Below are 14969 nucleotides of genomic sequence, written 5' to 3'. Positions count from 1 at the left end.
GTTTGATTCCCGATGTAGCGTGCGGCGGTGCCGCCGATGACGAACGCAACTCCCCTTGCGTCAACGCGAAACTAACATCCGCTTCACATCGCGGCATTCTGCACTGCGTCGATACGCCGCACCGGACTTTGGCACGGATAAGCCACTGATTTTACGAACGATCGTGCGGAACTCCGGTTACGCCAACGCTGATCGCCTCGCCGGCGCAGTCGACCCGCCGCATCTGGAACGTGTTGCGAACGCGCGCGCGCCATCGGCGATGTCCGTTCGCCACCGCTACAATCAACGCCCTTTTGCCTCCCCCTTCTGCTGGCCTCGTGAGCAAAGACAAGTCGGAACACACGCCCCTGATGAAGCAGTTCTTCGCCGCCAAGGCGGAGTACCCGGACCTGCTGGTGTTCTTCCGGATGGGGGATTTCTACGAACTGTTCTACGACGACGCGCGCAAGGCCGCCCGGCTGCTCGACATCACCCTGACCCAGCGCGGCAGTTCCGGTGGCGCACCGATCCCGATGGCGGGGGTGCCCGTGCATGCCTGCGAGGGGTACCTGGCGCGACTCGTGGCGCTGGGCGAGTCGGTGGCGATCTGCGAACAGATCGGCGACCCGGCGTTGGCCAAGGGTCTGGTGGAGCGCAAGGTGGTACGCGTGGTCACGCCGGGCACGGTGACCGACGAAGCCCTGCTCAACGAACGCCGCGACACGTTGTTGATGACGGTCAGCCGCGGTCGCTCGGGCTATGGCCTGGCGTGGGCCGACCTCGCCGGCGGGCGTTTCATGGTCAACGAGGTCGACAGCGACGATGCGCTGGAAGCCGAACTCGCCCGCCTGGAACCGGCCGAGTTGCTGGTTCCCGACGAAGAAGGCCTGCCGGCGTTCCTGCAACAGCGTACCGGCCTGCGGCGGCGCGCACCGTGGCTGTTCGACCCCGACAGCGGACGCCGGCAACTGCTCGCCTTCTTCGGCCTGCACGATCTGACCGGCTTCGGCATCGACGACAAGGCGCTGGCCACCGGCGCCGCAGGTGCGCTACTCGGTTACGTGGAAGAGACCCAGAAACAGCGCCTGCCGCACCTGACCGCGATCGCGCTGGAGTCGGCCGGCGACGCGATCGCGATGAACGCTGCCACGCGCCGGCACCTGGAACTGGACACCCGCGTCGACGGCGACACGAAGCACACCCTGCTGGGCGTGCTGGACACCACCGTCACCCCGATGGGCGGCCGCCTGCTCCGCCGCTGGCTGCACCGCCCGCTGCGTGATCGGACGGTACTGGGCGAACGTCACCACGCCATCGCCACGCTGATCGGGCATGGCACCGACCGCGATCTGCGCACCGGCTTCCGCGCGCTCGGCGATCTGGAGCGCATCCTCACCCGCGTGGCGCTGCGCTCGGCGCGTCCGCGCGACCTGTCCACGCTGCGCGACGGCCTGGCGCTGCTGCCCGATGTCCGCGGCCATCTGCAACCACTCGATTCGCCGCGCCTGCAGGCGCTGGCCGCGGAACTGGGCGAGCACGACGACACCGCTGCGCTGCTGCAGGCCGCCGTCGCGCCGCAACCGCCGCTCAAACTCACCGACGGCGGCGTGCTGGCCGACGGCTACGACGCCGAACTCGACGAACTGCGTCGGCTCAGCACGAATGCCGACCAGTTCCTGGTCGACCTGGAGGCACGCGAGCGTGCCAGCAGTGGCATCGCCACGCTCAAGGTCGGCTACAACCGCGTGCACGGCTATTACATCGAGATCAGCAAGGGCCAGGCCGACAAGGCGCCGGTGCACTACACCCGCCGGCAGACGCTCACCGGCGCCGAACGCTACATCACCGAGGAACTGAAACAGTTCGAGGACAAGGTGCTGTCGGCGCGCGAGCGCTCGCTGTCGCGCGAGAAGCTGCTGTACGACGCGCTGCTGGACACCCTCAATGCGCGGCTGGAGCCGCTGAAGCACTGCGCTGGTGCCCTCAGCGAACTCGACGTGCTGGCATCCTTTGCCGAGCGCGCACAGGAACTGGACTGGGCGCAGCCGGAACTCGTCGATGCGCCCGGCCTTCGCATCGAACGCGGCCGCCATCCGGTGGTCGAGGCGGTGCGCAAGGAGCCGTTCGAACCGAACGACCTGCGGCTGGACGAGGGTCGCCGCATGCTGGTCATCACCGGCCCGAACATGGGCGGCAAGTCGACCTACATGCGGCAGAACGCGCTGATCGTGCTGCTCGCGCACATCGGCAGCTTCGTGCCGGCCTCGCGCGCGGTCATCGGCCCGATCGACCGCATCCTCACCCGCATCGGCGCGGGCGACGACCTCGCGCGCGGGCAATCCACCTTCATGGTGGAAATGGCCGAGACCAGCTACATACTGCATCACGCCACCGCGCAGTCGCTGGTGTTGATGGACGAGATCGGCCGCGGCACGTCCACCTACGACGGCCTGGCCCTGGCCGATGCCGTGGCGCGCCACCTGGCCGCCAGCAATCGCTGCTACACGCTGTTCGCAACGCACTACTTCGAACTGACCGCACTGGCGAACGAGCCGTCCAGCGGCATCGCCAACGTGCACCTGGACGCGGTGGAGCATGGCGACACACTGGTGTTCATGCACGCGGTGAAGGACGGCGCGGCCGACCGCAGCTTCGGCTTGCAGGTCGCAGCGCTGGCCGGCCTGCCAAAAACCACGCTGCAGCAGGCGCGCCGCCGGCTGGCGGAACTGGAACAGCGCGGTCGCGAGACGCATGCATCGGACATGGCGCCGCAGGCGCTGGACGCGCCGCAGCAGTTCGGCCTGTTCGCCGCCGCACCGTCGGCCGCACAGGAAGCGCTGGCCGCGATCGATCCGGACGAACTCACGCCCAAGCAGGCACTGGAAGCGGTCTACCGGCTCAAGGCGCTGCTCTGACCGGGTCGCGCCTCCCGTCGACCGGCACGCGTTCGCGGATTGAGACCGCAGGCCCGCCACAGCACGCATCTACAACATCCGCGTAACGCACGCGGAGTATCGTGCTGCGGCGACGAAACGCATCGCGATGGCGCAACGCACCATTGAAAGGCGCTATCGAACCCTTCGCCACAAACGATTTTCATTGATCGTTCGCACTGCCTAGTCTGGTCGCCATCCGCCAACGCCCTTGAAGGACGTCAGCCATGCGAGTGCCCACGTTGCCGCCCTGCCGGCATCCCCCACGCTCTCCTGCCCCACCACGCGATTGACCTGTCGCGCGGCGCACCGCCTTGCACCCCATCCGCTTCACCGACGTTCCCACCCACACCCGACGACCAGAGGAAGGAAACCCATGACCACCGAATCGAAGTGCCCGTTCCACCAGACCGCCGGCGGCGGCACCGGCAACCGCGACTGGTGGCCCAACCAGCTGCGCGTGGATCTGCTCAACCAGCATTCGTCGCGCTCCAACCCGCTGGCGGGCGACTTCGACTACGCCGAGGCCTTCAACAAGCTGGACTACCACGGGCTGAAGAAGGACCTGCGCGACCTGATGACGGACTCGCAGGACTGGTGGCCGGCTGACTTCGGCCATTACGGTGGACTCTTCATCCGCATGGCGTGGCACAGCGCGGGCACCTATCGCATCCAGGACGGTCGCGGCGGCGGCGGTCGCGGGCAGCAGCGATTCGCCCCACTCAACAGCTGGCCGGACAACGTCAGCCTGGACAAGGCGCGCCGCCTGCTGTGGCCGATCAAGCAGAAGTACGGCCAGGCCATCTCCTGGGCCGACCTGATGATCCTCACCGGCAACGTGGCGCTGGAGACGATGGGCTTCCGCACGTTCGGTTTCGGTGGCGGACGCGAGGATGTGTGGGAGCCGGACCAGGACGTGTACTGGGGCCGCGAGACCACCTGGCTGGGCGGCGACATCCGCTATGCGCACGGCTCCGACGGCGTCGAGAAGCCGGGCGACAAGGGCGTGCTGGTGTCCGATGACGACGCCGACGGCGATGTCCATTCGCGCCGTCTGGAAAACCCGCTCGCCGCCGTGCAGATGGGCCTGATCTACGTCAACCCGGAAGGCCCCGACGGCAATCCCGATCCGCTGCTGGCGGCGAAAGACATCCGCGACACCTTCGCGCGCATGGCGATGGACGACGAGGAAACCGTCGCCCTGATCGCCGGTGGCCACACCTTCGGCAAGACCCACGGTGCCGGCCCCGCCGACAACGTCGGCGCCGAGCCCGAAGCCGATGAACTGGAAGCGCAGGGCTTCGGCTGGCACAACAAGTTCGGCAGCGGCCGCGGCGGCGACACCATCACCTCCGGCATCGAGGTCACCTGGACGCAGACACCGACGCTGTGGAGCAACAAGTTCTTCGAGAACCTGTTCGGCTTCGAGTGGGAACTGGAGAAGTCGCCGGCCGGCGCGCACCAGTGGGTCGCCAAGGACGCGCCGGAAGACGTGCCGTTCGCGCACGACGCCACGAAGAAGCAGCGTCCCAAGATGCTGACCACCGACCTGTCGCTGCGCTTCGATCCCATCTACGGCCCGATCTCCAAGCGCTTTCTGGAAAATCCGCAGGCCTTCGCGGAGGCCTTCGCGCGCGCCTGGTTCAAGCTGACCCACCGCGACATGGGCCCGCGTGCCCGCTACCTGGGTCCGGAAGTGCCGAAGGAAGAGCTGGTGTGGCAGGACCCGCTGCCGAAGGCGGACTACGCGACGATCGACGCCGGCGATGTCGATGCGCTGAAGCAGAAGATCGCGACCTCCGGCCTGTCGGTCGCGGAGCTGGTGTCCACCGCGTGGGCGTCGGCGTCCACGTTCCGCGGCGGCGACAAGCGTGGCGGCGCCAACGGCTCCCGCATCCGGCTTGCGCCGCAGAAGGACTGGGCGGTCAACCGGCCCGACCAACTGGCGAAGGTGCTGAAGGCGCTGGAACGCATCCAGATGGAGTTCAACCTGGATGCCGCCGGCGGCAAGAAAGTCTCGCTGGCCGACCTGATCGTGCTGGCCGGCGGCGTCGGCATCGAGCAGGCGGCGAAAGCCGGCGGCCATGCCGTGACCGTGCCGTTCCATCCGGGCCGCACCGATGCACGCGCCGACCAGACCGACGTGGAATCGTTCGCCGTGCTCGAACCGTTCGCCGATGGCTTCCGCAACTACCTCAAGGGCCGGTCGGCGGTGCCGGCGGAACACCTGCTGGTGGACCGCGCGCAGTTGCTGACGCTGACCGCGCCCGAGATGACCGTGCTGGTCGGCGGCCTGCGCGTGCTGGGAGCAAATGCGGACGGCAGCCAGCATGGCGTCCTCACCGACAAGCCCGGCACGCTGAGTAACGACTTCTTCGTCAACCTGCTCGACATGGGCACGGAGTGGAAGGCGACCGGCGCCAATGGCTATGAAGGCCGCGACCGCAAGAACGGCGCTGTGAAGTGGACAGGCACGCGCGCCGACCTGGTGTTCGGCTCCAACTCGGTGCTGCGTGCGCTGGCGGAGGTGTATGCCAGCAGCGACGGCCAGGCGAAATTCGTCGAGGACTTCGTCGCCGCCTGGACGAAGGTGATGGAGCTGGATCGCTTCGACCTGCGCTGACCCTCGGAAGCACCGGTCCGCATATCGCCCGATGTGCGGACCGCATGCTGGCCCGCCGGTCGGCGGACGCAATTGTGAGGCGTGGATCACATAATTTGGCGCTAGGATGGCCGTGGTCACTATCACACTCGTCCAGGAGGACAGCCGCACAATGAGCAACCAGTCACTCGCAGAAGAACTCTTCGCCCAACTGCAGGGCGCACCGTTGCAGCAGGTGTCGCAGCAACTCGGCGTGGGGCAGATGCAGGCGTCCGGCGCGGTCGCGGCGGCCCTGCCGTTGTTGCTGGGCGCGCTGGGCAAGAACGCCGCGCAGCCGCAGGGTGCGGAAGCCCTGTTCGGTGCGCTGCAGAACGACCACGCCGGCCTGGACCTGGGTAGCGTGCTGGGTGCGGTCCTGGGCGGTGGTTCGACCCCCAGCCGGCAGACCGATGGTGCTGCCATCCTCGGCCATATCTTCGGCGGCGCACAGCCGCGTGCCGAGGCCAGCCTGGGACAGGCGACCGGCCTCGGCGGCGACAAGTCGGCGATGCTGATGAAGATCCTCGCACCGATCGTGCTGTCGTTCCTTGCCCAGCGTTTCCTGAGCCAGGGCAACGCGAACCCGAGCGCGCTGGGCCAGGTGCTCGGACAGGAACGGCAGGTTGCGCAGCAGCAGGGCGGTCTCGGCGGCGGCCTGCTCGGTGCCGTGCTCGACCAGGATGGCGATGGCCAACTGGGCCTGGGCGACATCCTCAAGATCGGCAGCGGCATGTTCGGTGGCGGACGCTGATCCGCTCGCCCGCATCGAAGCAGTGAAAAGAAAGGGCGCCATCGGCGCCCTTTTTTTGTCGCGCCATTACAGCGCGTCGATATCGCCCAGCGCGCGGATCAACCGCCGCGCACGCTTGTCCGGCCGCGACTGCGGCGCCTGGTAGCCCGCACGTTCCGCCTGCCGTGCCGCCAGCGCGGCGGCACGCCGCTCGCGAGAGGATTCCGACTCCGCGTACAAGGCCTGCGCGACCGTCGCGGAACCGCGCTTGTCACTGAGCGCGCGGACTTCGATCTCGAACACGTCATCGCCGCGCGTCACCACCAGCGCGTCGCCCACGCGCACCGCGCGCGACGATTTCGCGCGCTGCCCGGCCACGTCCACCTTGCCGGTCTCGATGGCCTGCTTGGCCAGGCTGCGTGTCCTGAAGAAACGGGCCGCCCACAGCCACAGGTCGAGGCGGACGGAAGCGTCGTTGGATTCGGTCATCGGAACAAGACGTACGGTCGCCTCAGGGCAGGCGCGAAGGGACGGCGGGAATCGGCAGCTCAGCCTTGTGCTCGTACGTACGCTGGCAAGCCTTGGACATGTGGAAATCGCGTGCCGCCTGTCGCTGCGTGGCGGTGGCGTTCTTCGGCATCGGTTGCGAAGCGGCGGCGCGTGCCTCGTCTGCGCACCAGGCGAACGGCGCCGCGACGTGGGGATCGTTTGCCGCCACCGGGTCGCTCGCGCAGGCCGCGAGCATCAGGATGACGCCTAGGGGAAGGACTCGCTTCGGGTGCATGGCGCGCTCCGTTGCCGTGGACGCCAGTCTGCACCGGAATGCCTCCGACGGAAACGCGAACGGCCACCCGGAGGTGGCCGTTCCTGCGATGCGCTTGCGCCGGATTACTCGGCGGCAGCGGCAGCAGCAGCCTGGCGGGCGGCCTTGGCGGCGGCATTGGCGGCCAGGTCTTCCTTGATGCGGGCAGCCTTGCCTTCCAGGTCGCGCAGGTAATACAGCTTGCCGGCGCGGACCTTGCCGCGGCGCTTCACTTCGACCGAGTCGATCGAGGCGCTGTGGGTCTGGAAGACGCGCTCGACGCCGTAGCCGTGCGAGATCTTGCGGACGGTGAAGGCGGAGTTCAGGCCGGCGTTCTTCTTGGCGATGACGACGCCTTCGTACGCCTGCACGCGCTCGCGGTTGCCTTCCTTGACCTTCACGTTGACGACCACGGTGTCACCGGGGCCGAACGCGGGCAGCTCGCGCGTGATCTGGGAGGCTTCGAATTCCTGGAGGAGCTTGCTCATGTTGGCACCAATGCTTGTATGCGTGATCGTGTCTTGCGACAGCGGAAAACTGATGCAGTCGCCGGATTGCGCTGCACGATATTCTTATGGGATCCCGGGCGAGAACCGCCCAAGGGTCGCGCATTCTACCGGATTCCCGGCCGGGCTGGCTACCCTGCCCCGTCGCCGCCTGCCAGGCCAGCCCGGAACGCCGCCAGCAGGGCCTTGTCGGCCTTGGACAGGCCGGCTTCGTCCAGCAAATCGGGCCGCCTCAACCAGGTCCGGCCCAAGGCCTGCTGCCGCCGCCAGCGGGCGATGGCGGCGTGGTCGCCCGAACGCAGCACGGCCGGCACCTCGCCCAACGGATGGCGGGACGGGTGGGTGAAATGCGGGCAGTCCAGCAGACCATCGCCCTCGAAACTGTCCTGCACGGCCGAATCGGCATCGTTCAGCGCACCGTCCTGCAGCCGGCCGACCGCGTCGATGAGCACCGCTGCGGCCAGCTCGCCGCCGGACAGCACGTAGTCGCCGATGGAAATCTCCTCGTCCACTTCGGCCTCAAGGAAACGCTCGTCCACGCCTTCGTAGCGCCCGCACAGCAGGATCATGCGTGGCAGCGCGGCCAGTTCGCGCGCCTTCTTCTGCGTCAGCGGCGTGCCCTGCGGGCTCAGGTAGATCAGCGGGGCCGGCGCTGCATCCGCGGCCCGGACTGCCGACAGGCAGGCCTGCAGCGGCTCGATCATCATCACCATGCCCGGGCCGCCGCCGAACGGACGGTCGTCGACCCGCCGGTAGCCGCCACTGGCGTAGTCGCGCGGATTCCAGCCGTGCAGCGACAACAATCCCCGCTCCTGCGCACGTCCCACCACGCCCACGGCCGCGGCCTGGGCGATAAAGTCGGGGAACAGGGTCATGACGTCGATGCGCATGGCGATCGGCTGCAACTCGTTTGGAACGCAGGGTACCCGCGTGTGCGGTCGCCTGCGAGGCGGCTAGAAGTCAGGATCCCAGTCGACGGTGACCACGCCAGCCTCGAAATCCACCGAGCGCACGTAGTCGGGTTCGACGAACGGAATCAGACGCTCGCGATCGCCGCGCGCGACCAGCACATCGTTGGCGCCGGTCGAAAACAGGTGCGAAACGGTGCCGAAATCGGTGCCGTCGACATGGAAGACACGCAGGCCTTCCAGATCGACCCAGTAGAACTCGCCCGCGCTCGGCGGCGGCAATGCGGCGCGCGGGACGAGGATTTCCTGCCCGTGCATCGCTTCCACCTGGTCGCGGTCTTCCACACCCGGCAGCGTCGCCACCAGATGCTTGCCCGAGGCCTTGCCGCGCGCACCGCTCAGCTCGCGCTCGACGCCGGCGGCATCGCGCAACGTCCACGGCTGGTAGCGGAAGATGGCGTCGCGCGGCTCGGTCCAGGATTCGATCTTGATCTGGCCGCGCACGCCAAAAGCGCCCAGAAGCCTTCCCAGCAGAATCATTTTCTGCGGGGTCGGTGGGCGCTCGGTGTTCATGCGAACAAACGGCCGCGCGATGCGCGCGGCCTGGTCACTCAGGCCGCCGTGGCGGACTTGGCGACTTCCTTGTACAGGTTGCGGACCTTCTCGGTCAGCTGCGCGCCGTTGCCGACCCAATGGTCGACACGGGCGATGTCGAGTTCGACGCGCTTTTCGGCGCCGGCGGCGACCGGGTTGTAGTAACCCACGCGCTCGATGTTGCGGCCGTCACGCGCGCTGCGCGAGTCGGTCACGATGATGTGGTAGAAGGGGCGCTTCTTCGCGCCGCCGCGGGTGAGACGGATCTTGACCATGGTGTTTTCCAGTGTTGCCCAGTCGCCAGAATGGCGAGGTAAGCCGGCTATTCTAAGCCATTGAATCGGTCAGGAAAACCCCGCGGGGACCGGTGATCCGGCGGGTCAGCCCACGGGCGTCCACGGGACCGGGTCCAGCGCTGCCCGCACACGTGCCATCAGGGCGATATCAGCCCCCCATGCGACGGCATCGACCGCCTCCACCGCCTGCAAACCACTGGCATTGCAGGCGAATCCGGCCCGGAAGTCCCCCAGTTCGTCCCGCCTGACCGTGGCGCGCCGCTGCGGGACCCCTGCCTCTTCCAGCGCCATCTGGAGCAGTCGCTCCGCCGTACCCCGCAGCGCCGGCCCCTCGGGCCAGACGACCGACTGGCCGTCCCACAGGCCCAGGTTCCAGATCGACCCCTCGACCACCTGCCCCGCCGGATCGACGAACAGCGCGTCGTCGTAGCCGTCCGCCAGGGCCTGCCTGCGGTAGTGGAACAACGGGAACGTGCCTACGTGCTTGACCTGCGGCAGCGGGCGGACGAACGGATACGACTTCACCCGCAGCGCCGGCTTGTCACCCGAGGCGGCCGGCGACAATGTCACCAGCACGTCGGGCGCGACGACGCGTGCGGGGTCGCGGTAATCGAAGCGCGTGGAGAACACGGTGATGCGGACCGACGCATCGCGCAGGCCGGCACGCTCCATCGCCTGCGCTGCCTGCTTCAACGCATCGTTGCCGTCCAGCGGCGTGCCGAACAGGATGAAGGTCGCTTCCTCAAGCCTCTGCCGGTGCAGCGCGCGGCCCTGCACCGCGCCGTCGCGCACCTGCATCGAGGTGAAGTGACCGTAGTTGGCCAACGCCAGCGCTCGCAGGTCGTCGGCGGTGGCGGGCTTGCCGTTGAGGAAGGCCGAGGTCATGCAAGCGACTCCTGGTTCCCCTGTAGGAGCGACGTGAGTCGCGACCGCGAGAACGGACACACCATGGAGACCGACAGGATCCGGTCGCGACTCACGTCGCTCCTACAGAAAAACACGACTCAACGGAACGGCATGCCGCCGCGGCCACCCATCATGCTCTTCATGTTGCGCATCATGCCCTTCATGCCACCGCCGGCCAGCTTGCCCATCATCTTTTCCATCTGCTGGTACTGCTTCATCAGCTTGTTGACGTCGGCCGGCGTCAGGCCCGCGCCCTTGGCGATGCGCGCACGGCGCGAGCCGTTGAGCAGCGCCGGGTTGCGGCGTTCCTTCTTCGTCATCGAATTGATGATGGCGATCATGCGCGGCACCTCCTTGCCCTGCTGCACCTGCTGCTTCACGTGCTCGGGGATCTGGCCCATGCCGGGCAGCTTGTCCATTAGGCCGCTGATGCCGCCCATGTTCTGCATCTGCTCCAGCTGGTCGCGCATGTCGTTGAGGTCGAACTTCTTGCCCTTGATGACCTTGGCGGCGAGCTTCTCGGCCTTCTCGCGGTCGACGTTCTGCTCGACCTGCTCGACCAGCGACAGCACGTCGCCCATGTCGAGGATGCGGTTGGCGACGCGCTCGGGGTGGAACACGTCCAGGCCGTCGGGCTTCTCGCCCACGCCGATGAACTTGATCGGCTTGCCGGTGATGTAGCGCACCGACAGCGCCGCACCGCCGCGCGCATCGCCGTCGGTCTTGGTCAGCACCACGCCGGTCAGCGGCAGTGCTTCGCTGAAGGCCTTGGCGGTGTTGGCCGCGTCCTGGCCGGTCATGGCGTCGACGACGAACAGCGTCTCCACCGGCTTGACCGCGGCGTGCAGCGCCTTGATCTCGGCCATCATGGCCTCGTCGATCGCCAGGCGGCCGGCGGTGTCGACCAGCAGCACGTCCACGAAGGACTTCTTCGCGTCGTCGATGGCGGCACGCACGATGGCCTCGGGCTTCTGCCCCGCATCCGACGGGAAGAACAGCACGTCCACCTGCTGGGCCAGCGTCTTCAGCTGCTCGATGGCGGCCGGACGGTAGACGTCGGCGCTGACCACCATGACCTTCTTCTTGCGCTTCTCGCGCAGGTGCTTGGCCAGCTTGCCGACGGTGGTGGTCTTGCCGGCGCCCTGCAGGCCGGCCATCAGGATGACGGCGGGCGCGGGCACGTTGAGGTTGAGGTCGCTGGCCTGCGAGCCCATCACCGCGGTCAGCTCGTCGCGAACGACCTTGATCAGCGCCTGGCCGGGGGTCAGCGACTTCAGCACTTCCTGGCCGACGGCACGCACCTTGATTCGCTCGATCAGCGCCTGCACCACCGGCAGGGCCACGTCGGCCTCCAGCAGGGCGATGCGCACTTCGCGGGTAGCCTCGCGGATGTTCTCCTCGCTCAGGCGGCCGCGGCCACGCAGGCGCTCGATGGTGCCGGAGAGTCGCTGGGTCAGGGATTCGAACATGGGGCAGGCAGGACCAGGGAAAACGGACGGCGATTATAGCGGTCCCGCCCGCCATGCCCGTCCCGCGTCGTCCGGACGCTGCGCCGTGCGTGGCCGCTGTGCGACACTTCTCCGATGACACTGATTCTCATCGCCGTCGCGCTCTACCTGCTGGCCGCCGGCCTGCTGGTCCGTTCCGTGGCCCGCGACACCGGCGATGCCCCGCGTCCGTGGGTCTGGCCGGCGCTCGGGGCGGTGATCCTGCACGGCACCTACCACCTGCTGGTCGCGTGGCGTACGCCTGGCGGGCCGGACATGCACTTCTTCGCCGCGCTGTCGCTGGTGTCGCTGGGCATGGCGGTGATGACGCTGCTGGTCGCGATCCAGGGCCGCATGGCCGCGCTCGGCGTGGTCGCCTTCCCGCTGGCCGCGGCACTGCTGGCGATCTACCACGTCTACGGCCACCAGGCCGCGAGCGGGCTGGACTGGCGCCTGCAACTGCATGCGTGGCTGGCCTTGCTGGCCTACGCCGCGCTGGCGATCGCCGCGTTGCTGGCGGTGATGCTGTGGGCGCAGGAACGTGCCTTGCGCCGGCGCGAATTCCATCTGTGGCTGCGCGCGCTGCCGCCGCTGACCGAACTGGAAGACCTGCTGTTCCGCACGATCACGGTCGGCTTCATCCTGCTGACCGCCACGCTGCTGACCGGCGTGCTGTTCGTGGAGAACTTCCTGGCGCAGAAGCTCAGCCACAAGACCGTGCTCAGCGTGATGTCGTGGCTGGCGTTCGGCGCCCTGCTGGTCGGCCGCTGGCGCTACGGCTGGCGCGGCGCCAAGGCCGTGCACTGGACGCTCGCCGCGATGGTGCTGTTGCTGCTGGCGTTCTTCGGCAGCAAGTTCGTCTATGAAATGGTGTTGAGGCGGGCTTGAGCCACCCCGCCTCCGCCAACCAGCCTATTTCGCCGGCAGCGTCGCACGAAGTTCCAGCGCCGCCAGCGCGCGGATGTCGTGTTCCCGCAACGCCTTGAGCCGATGGCGCAGGAAGTCCTCCGCCGCGTCGCCGTAGGCACGCCGGCTGATGCCCACCATCTGCACACCATCGCCCAGAGTGCTGTAGCGGTAGGCGTTCCATTCGACGATTAGGTCGCCGCCCGCCGGCTTGGCGGACAGCAGGAAGTCGAGGATCACCTCACCGTTGTCGCCCAGTAGCACCTCGTAGTTCACGACCGGGTCGGAGGACTTGCGCGCGTCCAGCGTCGCGGCGAACGCCGCCGCCTTCTGGCGCGGGGTTGCGCCGTCGAAGGTCAGGTCGAGCATCAGCATGCTTTCGTAGCGTTCCAGTGTCTGGCCGGCGGGCAGGTACTCCTGCTTGTAAAGACGATCACTGGGATTGCTGGTCCACGCGAGGCGGAACGTTTCGCCGGAAAACCCGATGGGTCCCGGCACCTTCAGGCGATCCACCACGTCCTGGGCGGACACACTCAGCGCCATCGACAACAGCACCGATACCCACACCGCACGCATCCACATCGCTCTGCAAACTCCTTTCACAGTCGCCTCCTTGGCGTCATACGACCACTGGCCGTGGTCGCGTCCAGCATGCCACGCCGGGCTGCGCGGCCTCTACTCCGCCGCCGCTTCCAGCGCCTGCGACAACCGTTCCACCGCGACGACCTCCAGCCCCTTGAACGTGCCCGACTTCGGCGCGTTGCCCTTGGGCACGATGGCGCGCTTGAACCCGTGTGTGGCCGCTTCGCGCAGGCGCTCCTCGCCGTTCGGCACGGGGCGGATCTCGCCCGACAGGCCCACTTCGCCGAAGGCGATCGTCTTCTCGGCCAGCGGTCGGTCGCGCAGCGAAGACAGCACGGCCAGCAACACGGGAAGGTCGGCCGCGGTTTCCTGCACGCGGATGCCGCCCACCACATTGACGAACACATCCTGATCACCGACCACCACGCCACCGTGCCGGTGCAGGACGGCCAGCAGCATGGCCAGCCGGTTCTGTTCCAGGCCCACCGCCACGCGGCGCGGATTCGACAGCGGCGAACTGTCGACCAGCGCCTGCACTTCCACCAGCAGCGGGCGCGTGCCCTCGCGGGTGACCATCACGCAGCTGCCGGGCTGCTGGGCGCTGCCGGACAGGAAGATCGCCGAGGGGTTGGGCACTTCCTTCAGGCCCTTCTCGCCCATGGCGAACACACCCAGTTCGTTGACCGCGCCGAAGCGGTTCTTGAACGCGCGCAGCACGCGGAAGCGGCTGCCGCTCTCGCCTTCGAAATACAGCACGGCGTCGACCATGTGCTCGAGCACGCGCGGGCCGGCGATGCCGCCTTCCTTGGTGACGTGGCCGACCAGGAACACGGCGGTGCCGGTCTCCTTGGCGTAGCGCACCAGCCGGGCGGCGCTCTCGCGCACCTGGCTGACGGAGCCGGGGGCGGCGGTCAGCGATTCGGTCCACAGGGTCTGCACGGAGTCGGCGACGATCAGCTTGGGCCGTGCCACCGACGCGTGCTGCAGGATGTTCTCGATGCCGGTCTCGGCCAGCGCCTGCAGGTTGTCCAGCGGCAGGTCCAGGCGCACGGCGCGGCCGGCGACCTGGGCCAGCGATTCCTCGCCGGTGACGTACAGGGCCGGCAGGCTGGCCGACATACGCGCCAGGGCCTGCAGCAGCAGGGTGGACTTGCCGATGCCGGGATCGCCACCGACCAGCACCACGGCGCCCTCCACCAGGCCGCCGCCCAGCACGCGGTCGAATTCGCCGATACCGGTGCTCACGCGCGCTTCTTCGCTGTGGCGGACGTCCTTCAGGGCGGTGATCTTCGGCGCCTCGGCCTTGCCGGCCCAGCCGGAGCGGCGAGCGGCGGCGGGGGCGCCCGCTGCGGGCTCCAGCACGATCTCGCTGAGGGAGTTCCAGGCGCCGCAGTCGGCGCATTGGCCCTGCCATTTGCTGTGCTCCGCCCCGCATTCGGTGCAGACGTAGGCGGTGCGGGACTTGGCGGAGGTCTTGGCCACGGGGAACCTGTCGGGACGGCGAGCGGCTACTGTATCGGCCCGCCGTCTCCGCGGGCGAGACCCGGAAAAACAAAGCCCCGCCGAAGCGGGGCCTTGTCACGACTGGTGCCGGAAATAGGAATCGAACCTACGACCTACGCATTACGAATGCGCCGCTCTACCAACTGAGCTATTCCGGCGGAGCCGCGAATTTTAGGGGTTGGGACGGGGGCGGGTC

At 68.0% G+C, this 14969-nt stretch carries 14 protein-coding genes and 1 tRNA gene; 4 read left to right on the top strand and 11 right to left on the bottom strand.

Annotation, left to right across the window (positions count from 1 at the left end; genetic code table 11):
• The first annotated feature begins 350 nt into the window (after positions 1-350).
• The 3 genes from mutS (at position 351) to CSC78_RS17000 (ending at position 6304) form a co-directional block, all read left to right on the top strand.
• Positions 351-2894 (top strand): DNA mismatch repair protein MutS, encoded by a 2544-nt coding sequence (mutS, locus tag CSC78_RS17010; RefSeq protein WP_162339072.1) that lies wholly within the window; start codon positions 351-353, stop codon positions 2892-2894.
• A 394-nt stretch (positions 2895-3288) separates the two neighbouring features.
• Positions 3289-5535 (top strand): catalase/peroxidase HPI, encoded by a 2247-nt coding sequence (gene katG, locus CSC78_RS17005; protein ID WP_162339059.1) that lies wholly within the window; start codon positions 3289-3291, stop codon positions 5533-5535.
• 151 nt (positions 5536-5686) lie between these two features.
• Positions 5687-6304 carry a DUF937 domain-containing protein gene (locus CSC78_RS17000; protein WP_162339058.1) on the top strand — a complete coding sequence of 206 codons (618 nt, stop codon included), beginning with the start codon at positions 5687-5689 and terminating at the stop codon, positions 6302-6304.
• Between the two features lie 66 nt (positions 6305-6370).
• Here the strand turns inward: CSC78_RS17000 and CSC78_RS16995 are convergent, their stop codons facing one another.
• From CSC78_RS16995 to ffh, 8 genes are all read right to left on the bottom strand, one after another.
• Positions 6371-6772 carry an RNA-binding S4 domain-containing protein gene (locus tag CSC78_RS16995; protein WP_162339057.1) on the bottom strand — a complete coding sequence of 134 codons (402 nt, stop codon included), beginning with the start codon at positions 6770-6772 and terminating at the stop codon, positions 6371-6373.
• A gap of 22 nt (positions 6773-6794) precedes the next feature.
• Positions 6795-7067 (bottom strand): hypothetical protein, encoded by a 273-nt coding sequence (locus CSC78_RS16990; RefSeq protein WP_162339056.1) that lies wholly within the window; start codon positions 7065-7067, stop codon positions 6795-6797.
• Positions 7068-7171: 104 nt separating this feature from the next.
• Positions 7172-7573 carry a 50S ribosomal protein L19 gene (gene rplS / locus CSC78_RS16985; RefSeq protein WP_162339055.1) on the bottom strand — a complete coding sequence of 134 codons (402 nt, stop codon included), beginning with the start codon at positions 7571-7573 and terminating at the stop codon, positions 7172-7174.
• A gap of 149 nt (positions 7574-7722) precedes the next feature.
• Positions 7723-8481, bottom strand: coding sequence for a tRNA (guanosine(37)-N1)-methyltransferase TrmD (gene trmD / locus CSC78_RS16980; RefSeq protein ID WP_162339054.1), 759 nt, complete (start codon positions 8479-8481; stop codon positions 7723-7725).
• Positions 8482-8544: 63 nt separating this feature from the next.
• Entirely contained in the window at positions 8545-9072 is a 528-nt protein-coding gene (rimM, locus tag CSC78_RS16975) for a ribosome maturation factor RimM (RefSeq protein ID WP_162339053.1), read from the bottom strand.
• A gap of 38 nt (positions 9073-9110) precedes the next feature.
• Complete coding sequence (gene rpsP, locus CSC78_RS16970) at positions 9111-9368, bottom strand: 30S ribosomal protein S16 (RefSeq protein ID WP_162339052.1); 258 nt, start codon at positions 9366-9368, stop codon at positions 9111-9113.
• 105 nt (positions 9369-9473) lie between these two features.
• On the bottom strand, positions 9474-10274 hold the full coding sequence (locus CSC78_RS16965; RefSeq protein WP_162339051.1) for an aminotransferase class IV family protein: 801 nt from the start codon (positions 10272-10274) through the stop codon (positions 9474-9476).
• A 119-nt stretch (positions 10275-10393) separates the two neighbouring features.
• A complete protein-coding gene (gene ffh, locus CSC78_RS16960; RefSeq protein WP_162339050.1) occupies positions 10394-11764 on the bottom strand; it encodes a signal recognition particle protein in 1371 nt (456 codons plus the stop codon).
• 114 nt (positions 11765-11878) lie between these two features.
• Between ffh and CSC78_RS16955 the strand changes: the two genes are divergently transcribed.
• Entirely contained in the window at positions 11879-12670 is a 792-nt protein-coding gene (locus CSC78_RS16955) for a cytochrome C assembly family protein (protein ID WP_162339049.1), read from the top strand.
• A gap of 24 nt (positions 12671-12694) precedes the next feature.
• Here CSC78_RS16955 and CSC78_RS16950 read toward each other — a convergent pair whose 3' ends face one another.
• The 3 genes from CSC78_RS16950 to CSC78_RS16940 form a co-directional block, all read right to left on the bottom strand.
• Positions 12695-13270: a hypothetical protein gene (locus CSC78_RS16950; protein ID WP_162339048.1), complete on the bottom strand. Its 576-nt coding sequence runs from the start codon at positions 13268-13270 to the stop codon at positions 12695-12697.
• Between the two features lie 93 nt (positions 13271-13363).
• Complete coding sequence (gene radA, locus CSC78_RS16945) at positions 13364-14752, bottom strand: DNA repair protein RadA (protein WP_162339047.1); 1389 nt, start codon at positions 14750-14752, stop codon at positions 13364-13366.
• A gap of 103 nt (positions 14753-14855) precedes the next feature.
• Positions 14856-14931: transfer RNA gene (locus CSC78_RS16940), tRNA-Thr, on the bottom strand.
• Between the last annotated feature and the right edge of the window lie 38 nt (positions 14932-14969).

This window comes from Pseudoxanthomonas japonensis (genome assembly GCF_010093445.1).
GTDB lineage: Bacteria > Pseudomonadota > Gammaproteobacteria > Xanthomonadales > Xanthomonadaceae > Pseudoxanthomonas_A > Pseudoxanthomonas_A japonensis.
The sequence above is the reverse complement of the archived record's forward strand: the minus strand, read 5'-3'. Positions and strand labels throughout refer to the sequence as shown.

Bases quoted from the DNA above. Each gene is read 5' to 3' on its own strand.
- CSC78_RS16990 (WP_162339056.1), bottom strand. From the start codon at position 7,067: ATGCACCCGAAGCGAGTCCTTCCCCTAGGCGTCATCCTGATGCTCGCG.
- rimM (WP_162339053.1), bottom strand. From the start codon at position 9,072: ATGAACACCGAGCGCCCACCGACCCCGCAGAAAATGATTCTGCTGGGA.
- mutS (WP_162339072.1), top strand. From the start codon at position 351: ATGAAGCAGTTCTTCGCCGCCAAGGCGGAGTACCCGGACCTGCTGGTG.
- trmD (WP_162339054.1), bottom strand. From the start codon at position 8,481: ATGCGCATCGACGTCATGACCCTGTTCCCCGACTTTATCGCCCAGGCC.
- CSC78_RS16995 (WP_162339057.1), bottom strand. From the start codon at position 6,772: ATGACCGAATCCAACGACGCTTCCGTCCGCCTCGACCTGTGGCTGTGG.
- katG (WP_162339059.1), top strand. From the start codon at position 3,289: ATGACCACCGAATCGAAGTGCCCGTTCCACCAGACCGCCGGCGGCGGC.
- CSC78_RS16955 (WP_162339049.1), top strand. From the start codon at position 11,879: ATGACACTGATTCTCATCGCCGTCGCGCTCTACCTGCTGGCCGCCGGC.
- CSC78_RS16965 (WP_162339051.1), bottom strand. From the start codon at position 10,274: ATGACCTCGGCCTTCCTCAACGGCAAGCCCGCCACCGCCGACGACCTG.
- CSC78_RS17000 (WP_162339058.1), top strand. From the start codon at position 5,687: ATGAGCAACCAGTCACTCGCAGAAGAACTCTTCGCCCAACTGCAGGGC.
- rplS (WP_162339055.1), bottom strand. From the start codon at position 7,573: ATGAGCAAGCTCCTCCAGGAATTCGAAGCCTCCCAGATCACGCGCGAG.
- CSC78_RS16950 (WP_162339048.1), bottom strand. From the start codon at position 13,270: ATGTGGATGCGTGCGGTGTGGGTATCGGTGCTGTTGTCGATGGCGCTG.
- ffh (WP_162339050.1), bottom strand. From the start codon at position 11,764: ATGTTCGAATCCCTGACCCAGCGACTCTCCGGCACCATCGAGCGCCTG.
- rpsP (WP_162339052.1), bottom strand. From the start codon at position 9,368: ATGGTCAAGATCCGTCTCACCCGCGGCGGCGCGAAGAAGCGCCCCTTC.